Below are 20,318 nucleotides of genomic sequence, written 5' to 3' on the forward strand. Positions count from 1 at the left end.
TTCAGAGCGCGCACTTTGCTGTGGATCCGGCCCGGATCCAGCCATTTGCGCGCTTCGAAACCCTGAGGGGCTGCGAGCGGACGTCAGCGCGCGTCGTAGTCGGCGCGGGACTGCTCGATCGTGGCGTGGTTGGCGATCGCCCACTGTGCGATCGTGTGCGCGATCTCGACGAAGGTGCTGCCGAGAGCCGTGAGCCGATACTCCACCCGTGGCGGGACTTCTGCGTAGGCGGTGCGGATCACGAGCCCGTCGCGCTCGAGCTGGCGCAGCGTCAGGGTGAGCATGCGCTGGGAGATCCCGGGGATGTGCCGCAGCAGGTCGCTGAACCGCATCACGTCGTCGCCGAGGGTGGCGACGACCAGCAGCGACCACTTGTCCCCTACCCGGTCGAGAACGTCGCGGATCATGCGCCCCACCTCGGGACCGCCTGGCTGCCCCTCGCACGAGCGCTCGTACTCGGAGAGATCCGCAGGCGCGGCGGGCGCCGGCTCGCTCACGGTTCTGCCCCTGTGCGCCGGTGACACCGATGTGCCTTTTGTACGCGTCCCCACGATGCCCCATTCTTTACTTACTGATCGTAACAAGGTGACGATCGATAACAAGAAGGAACCTCATGCTGATCGCCCTGTGGATCGTCAACGCGCTGCTCACCCTCGCCATGCTGGGCGGCGGCGGCATGAAGCTGATCACCCCGAAGCCGGTGCTCGCCGAGCGCGGGATGGCCTGGACCGAGGACTTCTCCGCAGGCTCGATCAAGGCGATCGCCGCCCTCGAGGTCGTGGGCGCGATCGGGCTCATCCTGCCGCTCGCGACCGGGATCGCCCCGATCCTCACCCCGCTCGCCGGCACCGGTCTCGCAGTCATCATGCTCGGCGCCGTCGTCGTGCACCTGCGCCGCAAGGAGACGGCGACCCCGGCGATCGTCCTCGCCGTGCTGGCCGTGGCGAGCGCGGTGCTGGGCTTCCTCGCCATCCGCTGAACCCGCTCGCCGCGCTCCCGGATCCGGCTCAGGTCGCGATCCTCGAGTTCAGATCGCAATATCTGCTGTTCCCAGCCGCCGGAAACAGCAGATATTGCGACCTGAACGAAGTCATCGCGACCCGAACGAGGGGATCCGGCGCCGGCAGAGCGGCCGGGGTCCGGGCGGCTCAGAGGTCGGCGATGACGATCCGTCCCATACGCATCAAGTGCTCGTACGCGTTCGGCCGTTGCATCAGCTCGCCGAGATTCGCGGGCACGACCTGCCAGCTCACGCCGAACCGGTCCACGAGCCAGCCGCACTGCTCGGCCTGCGGCACGGCGCTGAGCGCCTCCCAGATCCGGTCGATCTCCTCCTGTCCGTCGCAGTCGATCTGCAATGAGAACCCGGGAGTGAACGTGAAGTCCCTGTCGACGGGAGAATCGAAAGCCGCGAAGCGCTGCCCGGCGAGCAGGAACTCGGAGTAGATGATCGGCTCGTCGACGTGCGGAGGCTCGGTCACCGGATACTCGACCTGACGGGTGATCCCCGACGGCGGCAGCAGCTCGCCGTACAGCCCGATCGCCTCCTGCGACYTGTTCCGCACGGGCCCGCCGAACACGAGCATCGGGGTGATCAGCGGCGCGGGCTCGGCATCGCGGTCCATCAGCTTCAGCTGCCAGCTGACCCCGTAACGATCCTCGACCCAGCCGTACAGACCGCTGAAGAAGTACTCCCCGATGTCCATCAGCACGAGGCCGTCTTCGCCGAGTCTGGTCCAGGTGCGGTTGATCCAGGCCCGCGCGGCATTCTCATCGTCGAAGCGGCGCGGATCCACACTCAACAGAAACGAGATCGCCGGGTTCGGCGCGAATTCGGATCCGGCGTTGATCAAGGTGATCCGGTAGCCGTCGATCTCCACGTCCACGGTGAGCGGCTTCCCGGCGAACGAGCGCTGGAACTCCGGCAGTCCGTCGACGGGGTAGCGCGCGACGACCCGCGAAGTGGTGCGGTCGAACACCGACGCGTAGAAGGCCCCGGCCTCCTCGGCAGCATGGTCGCACCAGATGTTGGGGGTGATCCGCTGGGTCATATGGGGGAGCTCCTCGCACGCCGACGGTCCCCCCAAGAACTCCAGAGTGCTCGACCGCACGCTCTCACCGCAAGCGCCCGGCGGAGATCGGAGCATGGTGCGGGGTTCGCGGTCAGCCCCGGTCCGCCCTCAGCGCCGTCCGACTTTGAGCCGAGGCTTCGCCCTCACCACCGGAACGGAGGCCGTGATGACGGCGTCGACGACCATGGAACCGTCGGTCGGGCCGATGACCGGGATCGCCGTGGTCGGGGTGACCTCGATCGGATCCACGGGCATCCGCGCCAGTTCGCGATGCGCCTTCACGTACGCGGGGATGAGCAGCGCCGCCGCGCCCAGCCAGGCGAGCGGGTTGCTCAGCGCGACGCCGGGGTAGCCGATGAGGGCACCGAGCACGACGGCGGCCCCGACGCGCATCACGAGCTCGATCACGCCGGTGACGGTCGGGATGAGCGTGTGCCCGAGGCCCTGCAGGACGCCGCGCAGCACGAACAGCACTCCGAGCGCGGTGTAGCTGACACCGTTGATCAGCAGCATGAGGGCGGCGAGGCGCACGACCTCGTCGGATCCGTCGCCGATGAACACGCGCACCATCGAGGATCCGAACAGCACCAGCAGCGCTCCGAGCACGACGGCCGTGATGACGGCCATCCAGATCGCCTGCGTCACGCCGCGGCGAATGCGGTCGGGCCGACGTCCGCCGAGGTTCTGCGCCGCGTACATCGAGGCGGCGAGTCCGATCGAGGCGAGGAACGCGACTGCGATGCTGTCCACGCGGGAGGCGGTCGTGTATGCGGCGACGGCGACGGGGCCGAGCATGTTCAGCGCGACCTGCACGGTGATCGTGCCGATCGCGATGATCGAGGCCTGGAAGCCCATCGGGAGGCCGAGGCGCAGGTGCTGGACGATGTCGTCGCGGGTGACCCGCCAGTCGGCGCGGTGCGCATGCAGCACCGGGAGCTTGCGCCACACGTACACGAGGCACAGCACGACCGAGACGCCCTGCGCGACGACGGTGGCCCAGGCGGCGCCCGCGACGCCCCATTCGAACGTGCCGACCATGAGGATCACGAGCACGATGTTCAGCGCGCASGAGACGGTGAGGAACACGAGYGGGGTGCGSGAGTCGCCGATCGCKCGGATCACCGCGGAGAGGTAGTTGAAGAACATSATCGTGCTGCCGCCGATGAAGGTGACCTGMGTGAACACGGTCGCCTCGGGCATCAGCACCTCGGGCGTCTGCAGCAGGGCGAGCAGCGGCGCGGTCACGAGCGGGGCGCCGACCGAGATGATGATGCTCGTCGCGGCGGTCAGCAGCGTGCCCGTGGCGACCGACCGTCGCACCGCGGCGTGATCGCCCGCGCCGTATGCCTGCGCGGTCGGGATCGCGAAGCCGCTGCTGAGTCCCCATGCGAAGCCGATCAGCAGGAAGATCAGGCTGCCGGTCGCGCCCACGGCGGCGAGCGAGTCGACGCCGAGATGGCGGCCGACGACGATCGCGTCGGCGAACTGGTAGAGCTGCTGCACGACATTACCGATCAGCAGGGGGACGGCGAAGGCCAGGATGACGCGCCAGGGGCGGCCGGTGGTGAGGGACGTGGACATGCGGAACTCTTCGGGCGGGGATCGGCGGGGGACGAAGCAAGGCCCGCCGTGATCGGTCACGGCAGGCCGTTTCCCATGGTATCGAATCGATTCGGTGAATCGGTAGGGGGTGCGGGAACTTTCTGCCGGGTCGGGTCAGTCGGTGCGACCTCCGCCGCCGTATCCGCGATGCACCTCGGGATCGAGTCCGTGCGCGGCGGCGAGGCGGGTCACGAGGGCGGCGAACGCCTCGCGCTCGGCCGGATCCAGAGGGCTCAGGACGTCGGCGTTCTGCTGCTCCGCCGCCGCGCGGAGGGTCCGCAGAGTGGCACGGCCATCCTCGGTGAGATCGAGGCGGTGGTGGCGGCGATCGTCGGGATCGCGTGTCCGCGACACCAGGCCGGCCGCCTCGAGAGTGTCGACGAGCACGACCACCCGACTGGGCACGGCGCCGAGCCGGTCCGCCAGCGCCCGCTGACTGAGCCCGGGGTTCTGCATCAGGATCCGTAGCACCCCGGCCGTCGCCGGCGTGAGGCCGGCCGGCTTCACGAGTTCGGCGAATCGCGCGGAGGCGAATGCGCCGAGCTGGGACAGCAGGAACCCCGTGCGTGCGGGTCGGCGAGCGGCATCCATGGGTCCAGCATAGTCCTCTTGACAGAATGATTCATGCCATGCATCATTTCAGTCATGACCGATTCTTCGCCTGCTTCCCGTCGCCCCGGCGGGCCCCCGCTGGGCCCGCTCGCGATCGTCACCTTCGCCCTGACCATCGCCGGCGTCGTGGTGCTGCTCGTGGGCACCGGGTCGGTTCCTGCGCCGTTCGCCTCCGCCGCCGACGTCGCGAGCTGGTACACCGCCCACGCCCTGCCGATCCGCATCGCGGCGACTCTGCAACTCGGCGCCGCCGTGCCGCTGGGGATCCTCGCCGCCTCGATCTATGCCCGCCAGCTGCGCCTCGGCGTGCGCGTGCCCGGCCCGGTCATCGGCCTGTACGGCGGGATCGGCGCCTCACTGCTGCTGCTCGTCTCGGCCCTCGTGACCTGGGCRCTCGCCTCCGGTCCCGATGCCGCCGATCCCGGCAGCGCCGCGACCCTCGGGCGACTCGCCTTCGGGCTCGGCGGTGTCGGCTACGCCGTGGGCATGGGACTGCTGATCGCCGGCATCGCCGTGCCGGCGTTCATCCTGCGGCTGATCCCGCGCTGGCTCGCGCTGGCCGGGCTCGTGCTCGCGGCCGTGGGCGAGCTGTCGTTCCTCTCGCTCGTGATCGACCCGCTGCAGGCGCTGCTGCCGATCGTGCGCTTCGGGGGCGGAGCCTGGCTGATCGCAGCAACGTTCCTGCTGCCCCGGGACCGGCCGCGGCGGAGTCCGCGTGCCGTGGGTGCGGAGCACGCATCATGAGCACCGCACTCATCGTCGGCGCGAACGGCGCCATCGGCGAGGCCGTCGCACGCCGGCTCGCTGCGGAAGGGCATCGGATCCTCCTGGTATCGCGCCGACCGCATCCACTGGCCGCACTCGCGGACGCGCTGCGCGGCGACGGTCACGACGCGGAAGCGGTCGCGTTCGACGCCGCCGAGGCGGGCGCGCTAGCGGAGTTCCTGGCCGTGCACGCCCCGGAGGGGATCGACGTCGCAGTGAACAACCTCGGCATCGCGCACCTGCCTCGTCCGCTCACCGAGATCGACGACGTGGAGTTCGCCCAGGTGCTCGCGGTCGACCTGCTGGGCCTGTCCCGGTGCCTGCGCGCGGAGCTCGCTGCGATCCGCGACGGTGGGGCCGTCGTGAACGTCGCTTCCACCGCAGGCATCGGCGGTGCCCCCGGCATGTCGGCCTATGCCGCCGCCAAGCACGGCGTCGTCGGCCTCACCCGCACCACGGCGCTCGACGAGGCCGCCCGGGGCGTGCGCGTGAACGCCGTCGCGCCGGGGCCGATCGCGTCGGGCTCGGTGCTCGACCAGCCCGCGGAGGTGCGCGAACGCATCGGCCGGTTCATCCCGATGCAGCGGATGGGGCGCCCCGAGGAGGTCGCCGAGGCGATCGCCTGGCTGGCCTCACCCGCCGCATCCTTCGTGACCGGCGTGGTCCTGCCCGTCGACGGCGGCAAGACCGCCGCGCTCTGACCGATCCGAACGGAGACCTCTTGGACCTGTTGACCCTGCTGCGCGAGTTCCTCGTGCTCGTGCACCTCGTCGGCTTCGCTCTGCTGCTCGGCGGCTGGGCCGCACAGGCGGTGCGACGACGCTACGTCACCACGACGCTGTTCCGCACGGGGCTGGGGGTGATGATCGCGTCCGGACTGCTGCTCGCGATCCCCTTCCCCGCCGGCGTGCACCTCGACTACCTCAAGCTCGGGGTGAAGCTGGTGGTCGCCCTCGCCATCGGCGGCGCCTTCGGCGTCGTCATCACGCGGGAGCGCGCCGGCCGGCCGACCGCCACGGCCTTCTGGACGATCGGCGCCCTCGCCGTGCTGAACGCCGGGATCGCGATCTTCTGGCACGGCGCCTGACCGGTCGCCCGGCGCCCCCCATTTACGAGTCGTCCCCCTGAGCACGGTCTATAGGAGCGTGCGCCGGGAGAGCCGGATCGCGTCGGCCGCGGCCCGCAGGTCGCCCCGCACCAGCGTGATGTCGCTCGCCTCGATCGCGACGTCGGTTCCCGTGCCCATCGCCATGCCGAGGTCGGCCGTGGCGAGCGCAGGAGCATCGTTCACCCCGTCCCCGACCATCGCCACCACGCGCCCCTCGGCCCGCAGCCGGGTCACCACGTCGACCTTGCCCTCGGGCAGCACCTCGGCGATCACCTCGTCGATGCCGACCTCCGCGGCGATCCGCCGAGCGACCGCCTCGTTGTCGCCGGTGAGCAGGATCGGCGTGAGGCCGAGGCGCTTGAGCTGGGCGACCGCGTCGGCGCTCGTGGGCTTCACGGTGTCGGCGATCACGACGATGCCGCGGGCGAATCCGTCCCACCCGACCGCGATGACGGTCTTGCCTCCCGCTTCGGCCTCGGCCTTCGCGGCCGCGACCCGGGGGCTCAGGTGCTGCGCCCAGTCCGCGAGCAGCGCCTCCCGGCCGACGAGCACGGCGTGCCCGTCGACGATGCCCTGCACACCGCGGCCCTCGAGATTCTGGAAGGAGTCGACCTCGGGAAGCGGATCCGCGGTCGTCCCGTCGAGTGCCCGAGTGGCCGAAGCCGCCGTCGCAGCACGGGCGACGGCCTGCGCGATGGGGTGCTCCGACGCGTTCTCCAGCGCACCAGCGAGACGCAGCAGCTCGGCCGGATCCGTTCCCTCCTCCGCGATGACGCCCGTGACCTCCATGCGCCCGCTCGTCACGGTGCCGGTCTTGTCGAGCACGATCGTGTCCACGCGGCGGGTGGATTCCAGCACTTCCGGTCCCTTGATCAGGATCCCCATCTGGGCACCCCGCCCTGTGCCCACCAGCAGCGCGGTCGGCGTGGCGAGGCCCAGGGCGCACGGGCAGGCGATCACGAGCACGGCGACCGCAGCGGTGAACGCCGCCGTGGCGGGGAAGCCGGCGCCGAGCCAGGCTCCGAGCGTCGCCACGGCGATGACGATCACGATCGGCACGAACACGCCGCTGATCCGATCCGCGAGACGCTGCACCTCCGCCTTGCCGGTCTGGGCGTCTTCGACGAGACGCGCCATCTGGGCGAGCTGCGTGTCGGATCCGATCCGCGTCGCGCGGACGACCACGCGTCCGCCGGCGTTGACGGTCGCTCCGGCGACCGCGTCGCCCGCACCGACCTCGACCGGCACGGATTCGCCGGTGAGCATCGAGGCGTCCACCGCGGACGATCCGGAGACGACGACGCCGTCCGTGGCGATCTTCTCCCCCGGGCGCACGACGAACTCGTCACCGGCTGCGAGCTGCGCGATCGGGATCCGGACCTCTTCTGTCCCGGAGCCCGCCCCGGTCCCGGAGCCCGCCGAAGGCCGCAGCACCGCCACATCCTTCGCGCCGAGCTCGAGCAGTGCGCGCAGCGCGGCGCCCGCCCGCCGCTTGGAGCGCTTCTCGAAGTACCGTCCGGCCAGGATGAAGACGGTCACCCCCGCACCCACCTCGAGGTAGATGTTGCTGCTGCCGTCACCGGCTTGCAGGGTGAATGAGAACTCGTGCCGCATGCCCGGCATGCCCGCGGCGCCGAGGAACAGGGCGTACAGCGACCACCCGAACGCGGCGAGCGTGCCCATCGAGATGAGCGTGTCCATGGTCGCGGCCCCGTGACGCAGATTCAGCCACGCGGCACGGTGGAACGGCCACGCGCCCCACACGATCACGGGTGCGGCGAGCGCCAGCGACGCCCACTGCCAGTACGTGAACTGCAGCGCGGGGATCATCGCCATCGCGATGACGGGCACCGTGAGGATCGTGCTGACCAGCAGCCGGGTGCGCAGAGAGCGCAGCTCCGGGTCATCGGTCTCCGGATCCGGCCCCTCGGCCGTCTCGGGGAGCGCGGGCTTCGGGAGCACGGCGGAATAGCCGATGTCCTCGACCTGGGCGATGAGCGTGGACGGGTCGAACCCGTCCGGCAGCGACACCTTCGCCTTCTCGGTCGCGTAGTTCACCACAGCGGTGACCCCGTCGAGCTTGTTCAGGGTCTTCTCGATGCGGTTCGCGCAGGAGGCGCAGGTCATCCCGCCGATCTCGAGCTCCACGCTGTTCGCGTTCATGGGTGCGTCTCCTTTCGTTGCAGGTCGGTCGCGCCGGGTCAGTGGGCGCGCGTCGTCGTGTCGAGGACGAAGGCGGCCGTGTGCACGGCTCCCTCCACCTGGAAGTCGAAGTAGAGCAGGTAGCGGCCCTCAGTGCCCACGTGGGCGGAGAAACGGACGTCGGGTCCCGACGTCGCGCCGGGCGTCGGAGCCGCGCCTTCCGGATGCACGTGCAGGTAGGCGAGGTCGCCCTCGCGCAGCGCGACGAGGTGCCCGTAGGCGCCGAGGTAGGGCTGCAACGTGGTGACGGGAGCGCCGTCGCGACGGACCGTCACGGTCAGCACGGAGGCGGATCCGGGCTCGAGAGAGCCGTCGATGCTGACGTCGAAGCCGTCGGCGTTCGCTCGGGTGCTCGTCGCGGGGACGACGGGTGCGAACAGGCCGGCGACATCGATCGTGCGGGTGAGGGTGACCGGATCCGCACCCGCGGCCGCGAAGTCCGCGAAGACCCGGTACGTCCCGGCGGCGTCCCACGCCCAGGGAATGCTCCAGGTGCCGGTGGCGGTGTCGAGCACGGGGTGCACGTGCCGGAACCCGGTGCCGTCGCTGCGCACGACTATCAGGTGCAGATCCTTCTCGTGCTGCGGCGTGTAGGCCGTGACCGGGGCGCCTGCGGCGTCGAGGATCCGGAAGCTCAGCGCCCCCAGCTCCCCCACAGCGCCAGGCGCGGAGACCGGAGGGAGCGTGTACCCGCCGGCGGAGAGGGACACGCCCGCGAGGCTCTCCCCCGCCGCCGCGTGCGCGCTGTGGTCCATGGATCCCTGTGCGCCGGATCCGTGCGCGTCGTGCTGGCCCATCTCGGTCTCCTCCTCGTGCATGGTGTTCTGCGGTGCGGCGTCGCGCGGGGCGACGAGTGCCGCGGCGCCGAACGCCACGGCGAACGCCGCCGCGAGCCCGGCGCCGTAGAGGCCCAGTCGTCCCACGGCGTTCATCAGGCGTGAACCGCCCGGTAGCCGGCCTCGTCGACCGCGGCGAAGACACTCGCGTCATCGAGACCCGTCGTGGACGTCACCACGAGGCGGCCGGTCGACGCGCTCACCTCGATGCCTTCGACGCCGGCGATCTTGCCGACCTCCCGGCGCACGGACATCTCGCAATGCCCGCAGGTCATCCCGGTCACCTGGTACTCGGTGGTGGTCATGTCATCTCCTCCGTTCGATACCCCGTTCGGGTATCCGACGGTCACAACCATATACCCCCCAGGGGTATTCCGCGCCCCACGAGGAATCACGTTCCCGCCGATCGGAAGGCCGCACCGACGCGTCTCGCGCCGGCAACGGATCAGTGCAGCGAGCCGTCGGCCTCGACCACACGCCAGGCGTGCAGTCGCACGGCAAGACCGGCCCGCGTCGGCGCGCACACGAACGGGCCCGCCTCCGCGACGAGCGACGACGCGAACGGCAGCACGCGCACGAGCTGGAGCGGCTCGCCGACGATTCCGGCGCGCACCGTGAGCGCGTCCGTACCACGGCTCACCCGCACGAGGATGCGACGATCGGCCCACTCCGGTACCGGGGCGAGTGACCAATCCGACATCCCGTCGGTGACCACGGCGCCCACTTGCGGCCGCCCGTCGGCGAATTCGACGCCCGCCTTGACCCAGCGCTCGTCCGAGACGCGCACGAACGCTCCCGCCTGGTCGAACTGGGCGGAGAACGCCGCCGTGAACTCCACCTCCACGGCCGTGTCCACGGCGAACGGCACCACGAGCGCGTGCTCGCTGTCGTGCACGAACCCGTACGACGTGATCCGCCACGCATCGCTGCCTTCGACGGCGGTGACGACGAGGTCGCCCTGATCCTCGGCGAGCGCTGCGGGCTCGTGGGTCCAGCGTCCGTCCGACCAGGCGATGTCCGTCATCTCCTCAGGCTACGGCCCCGGCGGCATCCCACCTGCAGCCCCGCGCCCCGCGGCCGCTGCAACCCCCGCGGTGACTGCAGCGGCCCCTGCGGCAGCCCGCAGCGGCCCTTGCAGCACCTGCGGATCCGTAGACTCCGGACATGCGCATCGTCGTCTCCGGCACGCACGCCACCGGCAAGAGCACCTTGATCTCCGACTTCTCCCTCGCACATCCCGAGTTCGTCGTCCTCCCGGATCCGTTCGAGTTCGTGGACGAGGGAAGCGGATCCGGATCTCTCGTCGCGCAGCTGCGGATCAGTGCGGAGCGGCTCTTCGACCCGGAGCTCGCCGGATCCGTGATCGCCGAGCGCGGGCCGCTCGACTTCCTCGCCTATCTCGCCGCGCTCGACGACCTGGGCCGGTCCTCGCGAGCCGCGGAGCTGTTCCGGCGCGAGGCCCCGCTCGCTGCGGAAGCGATGGCGGAGGTCGACCTGCTCGTGCTCCTCGGGCTCGACGACGGCATCACCGTGCCCGAGGAGGAAGACCCTGAGCTGCGCGAGGCCATGGATGAGGCGCTGCGCGCGCCGACCGACGACGAGGAGCTCACCGGCGCGGCGCGGATCCTGGAGCTCGCAGGCGATCCGGCCACCCGGCTGGCGGCGCTGGCGGCCGCCGTCCTGGGGTGATCCGGACCCCTGGTCCGTGGCGCGGGCCGCTCAGCCGGCCAGGGCCTGCTCCAGGTCGGCGAGCAGGTCGGCGACGTCCTCCAGGCCGACCGAGAGGCGCACGACCTCCACGGGCACGGCCGCCTCGGTCCCGCGCACCGAGGCGTGCGTCATCGCGTCGGGGTAGTTGACGAGCGACTCCACGCCGCCGAGCGACTCCGCCAGCTGGAACACGCGCGTCGACTCGGCGAAGCGACGGGCGGCCTCGCCCGACTCCAGCGCGACCGAGACGATGCCGCCGAAGCCCGACATCTGCCGCGCGGCGAGCTCGTGGCCGGGGTGCTCGGGCAGGCCGGGGTAGTAGACGCCGGTGACGCGGGGATGCGCGGCGAGGAACTCGGCCACGGCCTGCGCGTTCTCGTTGTGCTGGCGCATCCGCACCGGCAGGGTCTTGATGCCGCGCGTGGTGAGCCAGGCGTCGAACGGCCCGGACACCGCTCCCACCGCGAACTGCAGGAAGCCGACCTTCTCGGCGAGCTCGGCGTCGCGCAGCACGACCGCGCCGCCGACCACGTCGGAGTGCCCGCCGAGGTACTTCGTCGTCGAGTGCACGACCACGTCGGCTCCGAGTGCGAGCGGGCGCTGCAGCGCGGGGGTGGCGAAGGTGTTGTCGACCACGACGACCGATCCGGCCTCGTGTCCGATCTCCGCGAGCGCGGCGATGTCCGAGATGCGCAGCAGCGGGTTCGACGGGGTCTCGACCCACAGCACGCGCGGGGCCTTCGCGGCGACGGCCGCGCGCACCGCCTCGGTGTCGCTCATGTCGACGACCTGCACCGTGATCCCCCAGCCGCCGAGCACCCGGGAGATGAGCCGGAACGTGCCGCCGTAGACGTCGTTGCCGAGCAGCACATGGTCGCCCGGCTGCAGGATCGCACGCAGCAGGGTGTCCTCCGCGGCGAGGCCCGAGGCGAACGAGTAGGCGTGCGTGCCGCCCTCGAGCGCGGCGAGCTGCGCCTGCAGCGCGTCCCGCGTCGGGTTGCCGCTGCGGCCGTACTCGTAGCCCTGGCGGAGGCCGCCGATCCCGTCCTGCACGAACGTCGTCGAGAGGTGCAGCGGCGGGATCACCGCGCCGGTGTAGGGGTCGGCGGCCTGGCCCGCGTGGATGGCGGCGGTGGCGGTCTTGTCGGTCTCGATGGTCATGGTGGGATCCTCTCGGGTTCAGTCGTGCGCTACGGCCGTGCGGTCTCGGTCGGCGCGGGGAGGCGGTCGGCGTGCGGCGCGTGCGCGTCGACAGAATGTGCTCCCGGCGAGTGCACATCCTGTTGGCGCGAAGAGGATGTGGGCTCGGCGAGTGCGTGTGCACTCGCCGGGGCGGACGGCACGGCGAACCCGTGCCCGGTCATCCAGTCGTCGTCGTAGAGCTTGTCGAGATAGCCGCGGCCGTGGTCGGGCAGCAGCACGACGACCACGTCGTCCTCCCCGAGGCCCTCGGCGACGCGCAGCGCGGCGACCACGGCCATGCCGCTGGAGCCGCCGACGAGCAGGCCCTCCTCGCGCGCGAGCCGACGGGTCATCGCGAACGACTCCGCATCGGAGATCCGCTCGTAGCCGTCGACCACGGCGGGATCGAACGTGGCGGGCAGGAAGTCCTCCCCGACGCCCTCGACGAGATAGGAGTGGATCTCATCGCCGGAGTAGATGGAGCCCTCGGGATCCGCGCCGATCACCTGCACGCGTCCGGCGCTCACCTCCTTGAGGTAGCGGCCGGTGCCGCTGATCGTGCCGCCGGTGCCGATGCCCGCGACGAAGTGCGTGACCCGGCCGTCCGTGTCAGACCAGATCTCCGGGCCGGTGGATTCGTAGTGCCCGCGAGGGCCGTTCTGGTTCGCGAACTGGTTCGGGTTGAACGCACCGGGGATCTCGCGGGCCAGCCGCGCGGCGACCGAGTGGTACGACTCTGGATGCTCAGGCGGCACCGACGTGGGTGTGACGACGACCTCGGCGCCATAGGCGCGGAGCGTGGCGACCTTGGGCCCGTCGAACTTGTCCGGCACCACGAACACCATCCGATAGCCGCGCTGCAGCGCGACCAGCGCGAGGCCCACCCCGGTGTTGCCGCTCGTGGCCTCGACGATCGTGCCGCCCGGTTGGAGCAGGCCCTCGCGCTCTGCGGCATCGACGATCGACCGTGCGATGCGATCCTTCGCGGATCCGCCGGGGTTGAAGTACTCGACCTTGGCGAGCACGGTCGCGCGGATCGCGCCGCGGTCGGCGGTCGCACCGGTGACGGACGAGAGACGGACGAGGGGCGTCGCGCCGACGAGGTCGGCGACATGGCTGGCGTAGCGCACGGAAGTTGTCCTGAACGGTGGTCGCGCCGGAAGAGCRCAGGGCTGTCTGTGGTCGTCGGAGAAGCGCGGATCGCGCTCAGAGACAACAACGACAGGTCAGGGCCACAGTGTCAAGGTACAGCACCGGATCCGGATCCGAAGACTCGGCCGCAACAGCCCGAGTAACAGTTCGCCGACTCCCCTCCTGGATTCAAAGAGCGCAAATGGCTCCATCCAGGCCCGGAAAGGGGTCATTTGCGCGCTTCGAAACGGCAGAACCCCGCCTCAGGCCCGGCGCAGCGCATCCTCCAGGGCGACCCAGCCGAGCATCGCGCACTTGACGCGCGCGACGTAGCGGGAGACGCCGGTCAGGGCGGCCGCGTCGCCGTAGACGTCCTCGTCGAGCTCCATCGCGCCCCGAGAGCGCAGCGCCTCGCGGAAGCCGTCGATGAGTCCCGCCGCCTCTTCCCGCGAGTGACCGACCACGAGTTCGGTGAGCATCGACGCGGAGGCCTGCGAGATCGAACAGCCGGATCCCTCCCAGCTCACCTCGGTGATGCGCTCGCCGTCGTCGGAGACGCGGGCGCGCAACGTGATCTCGTCGCCGCAGATCGGGTTGCGCTGGTGCGACTCGGCGGTGTGCGGATCGTCCTCCGCGCCGAGCAGGCCCTTGCCGTGCGGGCGCTTGGAGTGGTCCAGGATCAGCTCCTGGTAGAGGTCCTCGAGGCCGCTCATGCGTGCACCTCCTGCTGGTCGGAGGATCCGGAGACGCCGAAGAACGCGCGCACACCGGACACGGCGTCGAGCATCCGGTCGACCTCGTCGGCCGTGTTGTAGAGCGCCGCAGAGGCGCGCACCGACGCCGTCACGCCGAGGCGGGCGTGCACGGGCTCCGCGCAATGGTGGCCGACGCGCACGGCGACACCGCGGGAGTCGAGGAACTGGCCGACATCGTGCGCGTGCACGCCGTCGACGACGAAGGCCTGCAGCGCCACGCGCTCGGCCCCGTCGGCCGCACCGAGAAGCCGCACGCCGTCGATCGCGCCGAGACCGGTGCGCAGGCGCTGCTCGAGGTCCTTCTCGTGCGCGTGCACCGCATCCATGCCGAGGTCATCGAGGTACCGCACGGCGGCGGCGAGGGCGATCGCCTGCGACACCGGCTGCGTGCCGGCTTCGAACCGCTGCGGGGGCGGCAGGAACTCGGTGCGCTCGAATGCGACGCGCGTGATCATCGAGCCGCCGGTGAGGAACGGGGGCAGCGCGGCGAGCACCTCACGACGTCCGTACAGACCACCGATCCCGTACGGACCCTGCATCTTGTGGCCGGAGAACACGGCCAGATCGACGCCCAGCGCGGGCAGGTCGAGCGGCAGATGCGGTGCCGACTGGCACGCGTCGAGCACGGTGAGCGCGCCGACGGCCTGCGCGAGGGCGACGATCTCCGCCACGGGGTTCACGATGCCGAGCACGTTCGAGACGTGGGTGAAGGCGACGACGCGGGTGCGGGGTCCGATGACCTCGGCGGCGTGATCGAGGTCGAGGGATCCGTCGTCGCGGATCCGGATCACGCGCAGGACGGCGCCTGTGCGGGCCGCCAGCTCCTGCCACGGCACGATGTTCGCGTGGTGCTCCGCCTCGGTCACGACGAGCTCGTCGCCGGGCTGCAGCGCGAAGCGGGCGCTCTCGGGGAGGCCACGGCCGAGGGTCGCGTTGCCGATCGCGTACGCCACGAGGTTCAACCCCTCGGTGGCGCCGTGCGTCCAGACCAGGTCGTCCTGGTGCGCGCCGACGAAGCCGGCAACGGCCGCGCGGGCGTCCTCATAGAGCTCGGTCGCCTCGGCGGCGAGCGTGTGCGCACCGCGATGCACGGCCGCGTTGGACCGCTCCAGGAAGTCGCGCTCGGCATCCAGCACGATGCGGGGCTTCTGGCTCGTCGCAGCGGAGTCGAGGTACGCCAGCGGCACCCCGTTCACGGACTCGGCGAGCAGGGGGAAGTCGGCGCGGACGGCGGCCACATCGAGGGCAGGAGAACTCACGTATCAACGCTACGTCAGCGCCGACCCCCTGGGATCCGTCCGACAGTGCTTGGTCTCGATCCGGTGACGCCGCGGGAAACAACCGCAAGTGGCTCTAGACAGATGCTCTGCGCAGGGAATACCTTGTGCCGTAACGGCGGTATATCGGGGGGTATTCATGCGGGGTCGTACGCGGTCGCTACGGGGATTCGTCCCCGCTGCGGTCGCGGGCGGATTCTTCGCCCTCGGCTGGGTGGCTCTGTCGATCGCTTTCGGATCCGGATCCGCGCAGGCTGCAGAGACCGCACCGCCGCCACCTCCGAGCCTCCTCGGCACGCTGCAGAGCACCGTCGGCGCAGTTCAGGACACGATCGTCGAGGCGCCGGCCACCGTTCAGAGCACGCTCTCGGCCGTGCAGACCACCGTTTCCGAGGTACTTCCGGTACCCGTCGTCGACGCGGTGACGGACGCGGCACCCGCGCCCGCAGAGGCCGCAGTGCCGGTTGCACCGCTGGTCGCGCCGATCGTCGAAGCCGTCCTCCCGGTCGTGGAGGGCGTCGACCAGACCGCCGGCGCCGCGATCGACGTCGTCACGACGACCACGGACTCGGTCGTCCCGGCGCTGAGCCCCGTGCTCGCGCCGGTCAACGCCGTTCTGCACCGCGTGCCCACGACGCTCAGCGCCGTGACCGATGCGCTCCCGCGGATCGCCGTCTCGATCGACGGCACCGTCGGAACCGTGACCGAGACGGTGCGCGGCGCGACCGCGACCGTGCCGCCGGTCTCCCCGGTCGCGGATCCGGCCGGATCTCCCGCCATTCCCGGTCTTCACGGCGCCCTAGACCCGGTCTCCCCCGCTTCACCGCGCCCCGTCACCCTCGCTTCGGCGCGGGACGGGGCGCAGAGTGCGCTTCCCAGCCTCGACGAGCTCGTATCGGCGGCGCTCTCCGCGTCTCCGGCAGCGACCGCGCCCGCAACGCCCGCGCAGCACCCGTCGGGTTCCCCGACCTCTGAGTTCGGGGTGCCGGGCACCGGATCCGCATCCGGTGGCAGCACGAGCGACGTGCGCCTCTTCGGCACCATCTCTTCGTTGTCGGCAGGCGACCGTCTGCTGGCCGTCCGCACCGGATCGGCAGGCGACGACCGCCTGCCGATCTCGCCGGTCGCGGACCACGACTCCTCTCCCGACTGATCGGGGCACGGCCGCCCTTGAGGCGGCACGTGTCATCGCGCATTCGCGCTTCCCCAGATCAGAAGGAAAGAGAACATGAATCGCATCGTCAAGCGTGCTCTCTGGGGCACGCTCATCGCGGGCGGGATCACTCTCGCCGGCGCGACGGCGGCAAATGCCGCAGAGGCGCCACCCAATGGCGCCGACTGCGGCTGCAACGTCGTCAACAGCACACTCACGGCAGTCACGAACCTCGTGGCCGGCGCCTGCGATCCGTCGCAGGGCGGCGGAGCCGGTGGAACCGGCGGCCTTCCCGCGGTCACGCAGGACGTCTCGAACCTCGTCGGCGACACGCTCGGCACGGTCACGGGCACGGTCCCGTCGGGAGGCGGCACGGATCCGGGTCTGCCTTCGGTGCCGTCCGTCCCCGCCGTCACGGACGCCATCGTCCAGACCGCTGAGGCGGCCACGGACGGCGCCGCGGACACGGTCAGCGGCGTCACCGATGCAGCCACGACCGGCGTGACGAACACGGTCGACGACGTCACGCACGCTGCTGCCAGCGGCGCCGCAGACACCGTCAGCTCTGTCGTCACGGCGGCGGGCGACGGAGTCGGCGACACCGTCGACGGGGTCACCGACTCCGTCGCATCCGGCGTCAACGGCACCATCGGCGGGGTCACGGGACACCTCCCGGGCCTGCCTTCCGTTCCGGGCCTCCCGGGCAACGGCGGCACCCCCGGGCTTCCGGGCGTCCCGTCTCTGCCGGGTCTGCCGAACGTCGGCGACACCCTCGGCGGGGTCACCGGCACCATCGGCGGAGTCACCGGACACCTCCCGGGCCTGCCCTCGGTTCCGGGTCTGCCCTCCGTTCCGGGCCTCCCGGGCAACGGCGGCGCCCCCGGGCTTCCGGGGCTTCCTGGCCTTCCGGGGCTCCCGGGCCTTCCGGGGCTTCCGGGTGGTTCGTTGCCCGGCGTTCCGGGACTGCCCGGGAGCGGCGGAGCTCCTGGCGTGATCACGGTTCCCCTCCCGGGGATCGGTTCGGTTCACGCCGGCACGACCCCGAACGGCCTGAATGTCGGTAAGAACCTGAACGTCCTCGGAGTCAAGGACGTTTGGCACCTCACCGCAGGCCCCAACGGAGTATCCACCACGGACCGCATCGGCACGGACGCCACCAACGTCTACGTCGACGCAGCCGTCCCGACGAACGGGACCACGGCCCCGCACGCCGGCGTGACCCTGCCGAGCCTCGGCGGGATCACCGGTGGGCTTCCGGGTCTGCCCGGCAACCCGGGAACCCCGGGCAACGGCGGAACCCCGGGTCTCCCCGGCCTGCCGAACCTCGGTGGCGTCCTGGGCGGTCTGACCGGCAGCCTGCCGGCTCTGCCGTCCGTCCCGGGTCTGCCCTCGGTTCCGGGCTTGCCCGGCAACGGTGGCACGCCTGGCGTTGTCACGGTTCCCATCCCCGGCGTCGGCACGGTTCACGCCGGCACCACCCCGAACGGGCTCAACGTCGGTAAGAACCTCAACGTCCTCGGAATCAAGGACGTCTGGGACCTCACCGCAGGCCCCAACGGAGTGAGCACCACCGACCGCATCGGCACCGACAGCACCAACGTCTACGTCGACGCAGCCGTCCCCACCACCGGAACCACCGCACCGCACGCATCGGTCACGCTGCCGAACCTTGGCGGCATCACCGGCGGGCTCCCCACCGTCCCGGGTCTTCCCGGTGGCGGATCCCTGCCTGGGCTTCCGGGCACCGGCGGCACCCCCGGAGGTAATGGAGGAGGAACCATTCCGGGGCTGCCCTCGATCCCCGCTCTGCCGAACCTCGGTGGAGTCCTCGGCGGAATCACCGGCGCCCTCCCCGGGCTGCCGGCTGTCCCCGGCCTCCCTTCGGTTCCGGGCCTGCCCGGCACCGGTGGTACGCCTGGCGTGATCACGGTTCCCATCCCCGGCGTTGGCAGCGTCCACGCCGGCACCACCCCGAACGGGCTCAACGTCGGTAAGAACCTCAACGTCCTTGGAATCAAGGACGTCTGGGACCTCACCGCTGGCCCCAACGGCGTGTCCACCACCGACCGCATCGGCACCGACAGCACCAACGTCTACGTCGACGCAGCCGTCCCGACGAACGGGACCACGGCCCCGCACGCCGGCGTGAGTCTGCCGAACCTCGGCGGGATCACCGGCGGCCTCCCCACCGTCCCGGGTCTTCCCGGTGGCGGCTCCCTGCCCGGGCTTCCGGGCACCGGCGGCACCCCCGGAGGTAATGGAGGAGGAACCATTCCGGGGCTGCCCTCGATCCCGGCTCTGCCGAACCTCGGCGGAGTCCTCAGCGGAATCACCGGCACGCTCCCCGGGCTGCCGGCCGTCCCCGGCCTCCCTTCGGTTCCGGGCCTGCCCGGCACCGGCGGCACTCCTGGCGTGGTCACGATTCCGGTTCCCGGCGTCGGTTCGGTTCACGCTGGCACCACCCCGAACGGCCTGAATGTCGGTAAGAACCTGAACGTCCTCGGAGTCAAGGACGTCTGGGACCTCACCGCCGGCCCCAACGGAGTATCCACCACGGACCGCATCGGCACAGACGCCACCAACGTCTACGTCGACGCAGCCGTCCCGACGAACGGGACCACGGCCCCGCACGCCGGCGTGACCCTTCCGAACCTCGGCGGGATCACCGGCGGCCTGCCCACCGTCCCGGGCCTCCCGGGAACCGGTACCCCCGGCAACGGGGGAACCCTCCCGGGCCTGCCCACCCTGCCCATCGGTGACCTCACCGGTGTGCTGGGCGGTCTGACCGGATCCCTCCCGGGCCTGCCCACTGTTCCGGGCCTGCCTTCGGTTCCGGGTCTCCCCGGCACCGGCAGCACGCCTGGCGTGATCACGGTTCCCATCCCCGGCGTCGGCAGCGTCCACGCCGGCACCACCCCCGGCGGGCTGAACGTCGGTAAGAACCTGAACGTCCTCGGAGTCAAGGACGTCTGGGACCTYACCGCAGGCCCTAGCGGCGTGTCCACCACGGACCGCATCGGCACGGACGCCACCAACGTCTACGTCGACGCAGCCCTCCCCACCACCGGCACCACGCCGGGACACGCTGGCGTCACCCTGCCGARCCTCGGCGGGATCACTGGCGGCCTCCCGGGTCTGCCCTCCGTTCCGGGTCTCCCCGGCACCGGGGGCACCCCCGGTGGCAGCCTTCCGGGCCTTCCATCCCTGCCTATCGGTGCCATCACCGGTGCGCTGGGCGGTCTGACCGGATCCCTCCCGGGTCTGCCCTCTGTTCCGGGTCTCCCGGGCAACGGCGGCACGCCTGGCGTGGTCACGGTTCCCCTCCCGGGGATCGGTTCGGTTCACGCCGGCACGACCCCGAACGGCCTGAACGTCGGTAAGAACCTCAACGTCCTCGGAATCAAGGACGTCTGGGACCCCACCGCAGGCCCCAACGGAGTGAGCACCACCGACCGCATCGGCACCGACAGCACCAACGTCTACGTCGACGCAGCCCTGCCCACCACCGGCACCACCGCACCGCACGCCTCCGTCACCCTGCCGAACCTCGGCAACCTGACCGGCGGCCTGCCCACCGTCCCGGGACTCCCGGGAACCGGAACCCCCGGTAACGGGGGAACTCTCCCGGGCCTGCCCAACCTCGGCGGCGTCCTCGGCGGAATCACGGGCAGCCTTCCGGGGCTGCCCACCGTCCCCGGACTGCCCACGATCCCGGGTCTCCCGGGAACCGGCAACCCGGGAACCCCCGGTAACGGCGGAACCCTCCCGGGCCTGCCCAACCTCGGCGGAATCCTCAGCGGAATCACGGGCAGCCTTCCGGGGCTGCCCACCGTCCCCGGACTGCCCACGATCCCGGGTCTCCCGGGAACCGGCAACCCGGGAACCCCCGGTAACGGGGGAACCCTCCCGGGGC

The 20,318-nt window shown here is 71.2% G+C and carries 19 protein-coding genes; 7 read left to right on the top strand and 12 right to left on the bottom strand.

The genetic code is table 11. The annotated features are described in order from the left end of the window. Window positions 1-83: 83 nt before the first annotated feature. Entirely contained in the window at window positions 84-407 is a 324-nt protein-coding gene (locus AC1DMN_RS16670; protein WP_477230077.1) for a winged helix-turn-helix transcriptional regulator, read from the bottom strand. Window positions 408-613: 206 nt separating this feature from the next. Between AC1DMN_RS16670 and AC1DMN_RS16675 the strand changes: the two genes are divergently transcribed. Beyond that, entirely contained in the window at window positions 614-979 is a 366-nt protein-coding gene (locus AC1DMN_RS16675) for a DoxX family protein (protein WP_441978179.1), read from the top strand. A 169-nt stretch (window positions 980-1,148) separates the two neighbouring features. Here the strand turns inward: AC1DMN_RS16675 and AC1DMN_RS16680 are convergent, their stop codons facing one another. The 3 genes from AC1DMN_RS16680 to AC1DMN_RS16690 all read right to left on the bottom strand — a co-directional run bounded on the left by AC1DMN_RS16680 (window position 1,149) and on the right by AC1DMN_RS16690 (window position 4,265). Continuing rightward, window positions 1,149-2,051: a VOC family protein gene (locus AC1DMN_RS16680; protein WP_477384626.1), complete on the bottom strand. Its 903-nt coding sequence runs from the start codon at window positions 2,049-2,051 to the stop codon at window positions 1,149-1,151. Between the two features lie 129 nt (window positions 2,052-2,180). Further along, window positions 2,181-3,653: an MATE family efflux transporter gene (locus tag AC1DMN_RS16685; protein ID WP_477384628.1), complete on the bottom strand. Its 1,473-nt coding sequence runs from the start codon at window positions 3,651-3,653 to the stop codon at window positions 2,181-2,183. Window positions 3,654-3,788: 135 nt separating this feature from the next. Further along, window positions 3,789-4,265 (bottom strand): MarR family winged helix-turn-helix transcriptional regulator, encoded by a 477-nt coding sequence (locus AC1DMN_RS16690; RefSeq protein ID WP_477230076.1) that lies wholly within the window; start codon window positions 4,263-4,265, stop codon window positions 3,789-3,791. 54 nt (window positions 4,266-4,319) lie between these two features. On the opposite strand from AC1DMN_RS16690, the gene AC1DMN_RS16695 reads away from it, so the two are divergent. Genes AC1DMN_RS16695 through AC1DMN_RS16705 form a run of 3 tightly spaced genes read left to right on the top strand, consistent with a single transcriptional unit; the run spans window position 4,320 to window position 6,138 of the window. Further along, entirely contained in the window at window positions 4,320-5,030 is a 711-nt protein-coding gene (locus AC1DMN_RS16695) for a hypothetical protein (RefSeq protein WP_477230075.1), read from the top strand. Then, on the top strand, window positions 5,027-5,752 hold the full coding sequence (locus AC1DMN_RS16700; RefSeq protein WP_477230074.1) for an SDR family NAD(P)-dependent oxidoreductase: 726 nt from the start codon (window positions 5,027-5,029) through the stop codon (window positions 5,750-5,752). Before AC1DMN_RS16695 ends, AC1DMN_RS16700 begins: the two co-directional genes overlap by 4 nt. 20 nt (window positions 5,753-5,772) lie before the next feature. Next, window positions 5,773-6,138 (top strand): Fe-S protein, encoded by a 366-nt coding sequence (locus AC1DMN_RS16705; RefSeq protein WP_440732606.1) that lies wholly within the window; start codon window positions 5,773-5,775, stop codon window positions 6,136-6,138. Window positions 6,139-6,186: 48 nt separating this feature from the next. Here the strand turns inward: AC1DMN_RS16705 and AC1DMN_RS16710 are convergent, their stop codons facing one another. The 4 genes from AC1DMN_RS16710 to AC1DMN_RS16725 all read right to left on the bottom strand — a co-directional run bounded on the left by AC1DMN_RS16710 (window position 6,187) and on the right by AC1DMN_RS16725 (window position 10,221). Beyond that, window positions 6,187-8,322, bottom strand: a complete 2,136-nt coding sequence (locus AC1DMN_RS16710; protein WP_477384630.1) for a heavy metal translocating P-type ATPase — start codon at window positions 8,320-8,322, stop codon at window positions 6,187-6,189. A gap of 38 nt (window positions 8,323-8,360) precedes the next feature. Further along, window positions 8,361-9,293, bottom strand: a complete 933-nt coding sequence (locus AC1DMN_RS16715; RefSeq protein WP_477230071.1) for a heavy-metal-associated domain-containing protein — start codon at window positions 9,291-9,293, stop codon at window positions 8,361-8,363. Further along, window positions 9,293-9,502: a heavy-metal-associated domain-containing protein gene (locus tag AC1DMN_RS16720; protein WP_440732609.1), complete on the bottom strand. Its 210-nt coding sequence runs from the start codon at window positions 9,500-9,502 to the stop codon at window positions 9,293-9,295. The genes AC1DMN_RS16715 and AC1DMN_RS16720 overlap by 1 nt, the downstream gene beginning before the upstream one ends. 140 nt (window positions 9,503-9,642) lie before the next feature. Further along, window positions 9,643-10,221 (bottom strand): DUF1349 domain-containing protein, encoded by a 579-nt coding sequence (locus tag AC1DMN_RS16725; RefSeq protein ID WP_441978171.1) that lies wholly within the window; start codon window positions 10,219-10,221, stop codon window positions 9,643-9,645. A gap of 140 nt (window positions 10,222-10,361) precedes the next feature. Here AC1DMN_RS16725 and AC1DMN_RS16730 point away from each other — a divergent pair, with 140 nt between their 5' ends. Beyond that, window positions 10,362-10,886, top strand: a complete 525-nt coding sequence (locus tag AC1DMN_RS16730) for a DEAD/DEAH box helicase family protein (protein ID WP_477230070.1) — start codon at window positions 10,362-10,364, stop codon at window positions 10,884-10,886. A gap of 30 nt (window positions 10,887-10,916) precedes the next feature. On the opposite strand, the gene AC1DMN_RS16735 is transcribed toward AC1DMN_RS16730, so the two are convergent. From AC1DMN_RS16735 to AC1DMN_RS16750, 4 genes are all read right to left on the bottom strand, one after another. Further along, the gene (locus tag AC1DMN_RS16735) at window positions 10,917-12,068 is read right to left on the bottom strand and encodes a cystathionine gamma-synthase (protein ID WP_441978169.1); all 1,152 of its coding nucleotides are present in this window, start codon (window positions 12,066-12,068) and stop codon (window positions 10,917-10,919) included. A gap of 29 nt (window positions 12,069-12,097) precedes the next feature. After that, window positions 12,098-13,219, bottom strand: coding sequence for a PLP-dependent cysteine synthase family protein (locus AC1DMN_RS16740; RefSeq protein ID WP_477230069.1), 1,122 nt, complete (start codon window positions 13,217-13,219; stop codon window positions 12,098-12,100). A 264-nt stretch (window positions 13,220-13,483) separates the two neighbouring features. Continuing rightward, window positions 13,484-13,933 carry a Fe-S cluster assembly sulfur transfer protein SufU gene (gene sufU, locus AC1DMN_RS16745; RefSeq protein WP_440732614.1) on the bottom strand — a complete coding sequence of 150 codons (450 nt, stop codon included), beginning with the start codon at window positions 13,931-13,933 and terminating at the stop codon, window positions 13,484-13,486. Further along, the gene (locus tag AC1DMN_RS16750) at window positions 13,930-15,234 is read right to left on the bottom strand and encodes an aminotransferase class V-fold PLP-dependent enzyme (protein ID WP_477230068.1); all 1,305 of its coding nucleotides are present in this window, start codon (window positions 15,232-15,234) and stop codon (window positions 13,930-13,932) included. The genes sufU and AC1DMN_RS16750 overlap by 4 nt, the downstream gene beginning before the upstream one ends. 157 nt (window positions 15,235-15,391) lie before the next feature. Between AC1DMN_RS16750 and AC1DMN_RS16755 the strand changes: the two genes are divergently transcribed. Then, window positions 15,392-16,405, top strand: a complete 1,014-nt coding sequence (locus AC1DMN_RS16755) for a hypothetical protein (RefSeq protein WP_477230067.1) — start codon at window positions 15,392-15,394, stop codon at window positions 16,403-16,405. 75 nt (window positions 16,406-16,480) lie between these two features. Further along, on the top strand, window positions 16,481-20,318 hold a 3,838-nt coding region (locus AC1DMN_RS16760), incomplete at its 3' end, for a beta strand repeat-containing protein (protein ID WP_477384632.1).

The sequence above is a fragment of the Microbacterium sp. 01T413_2 genome, from assembly GCF_056398985.1.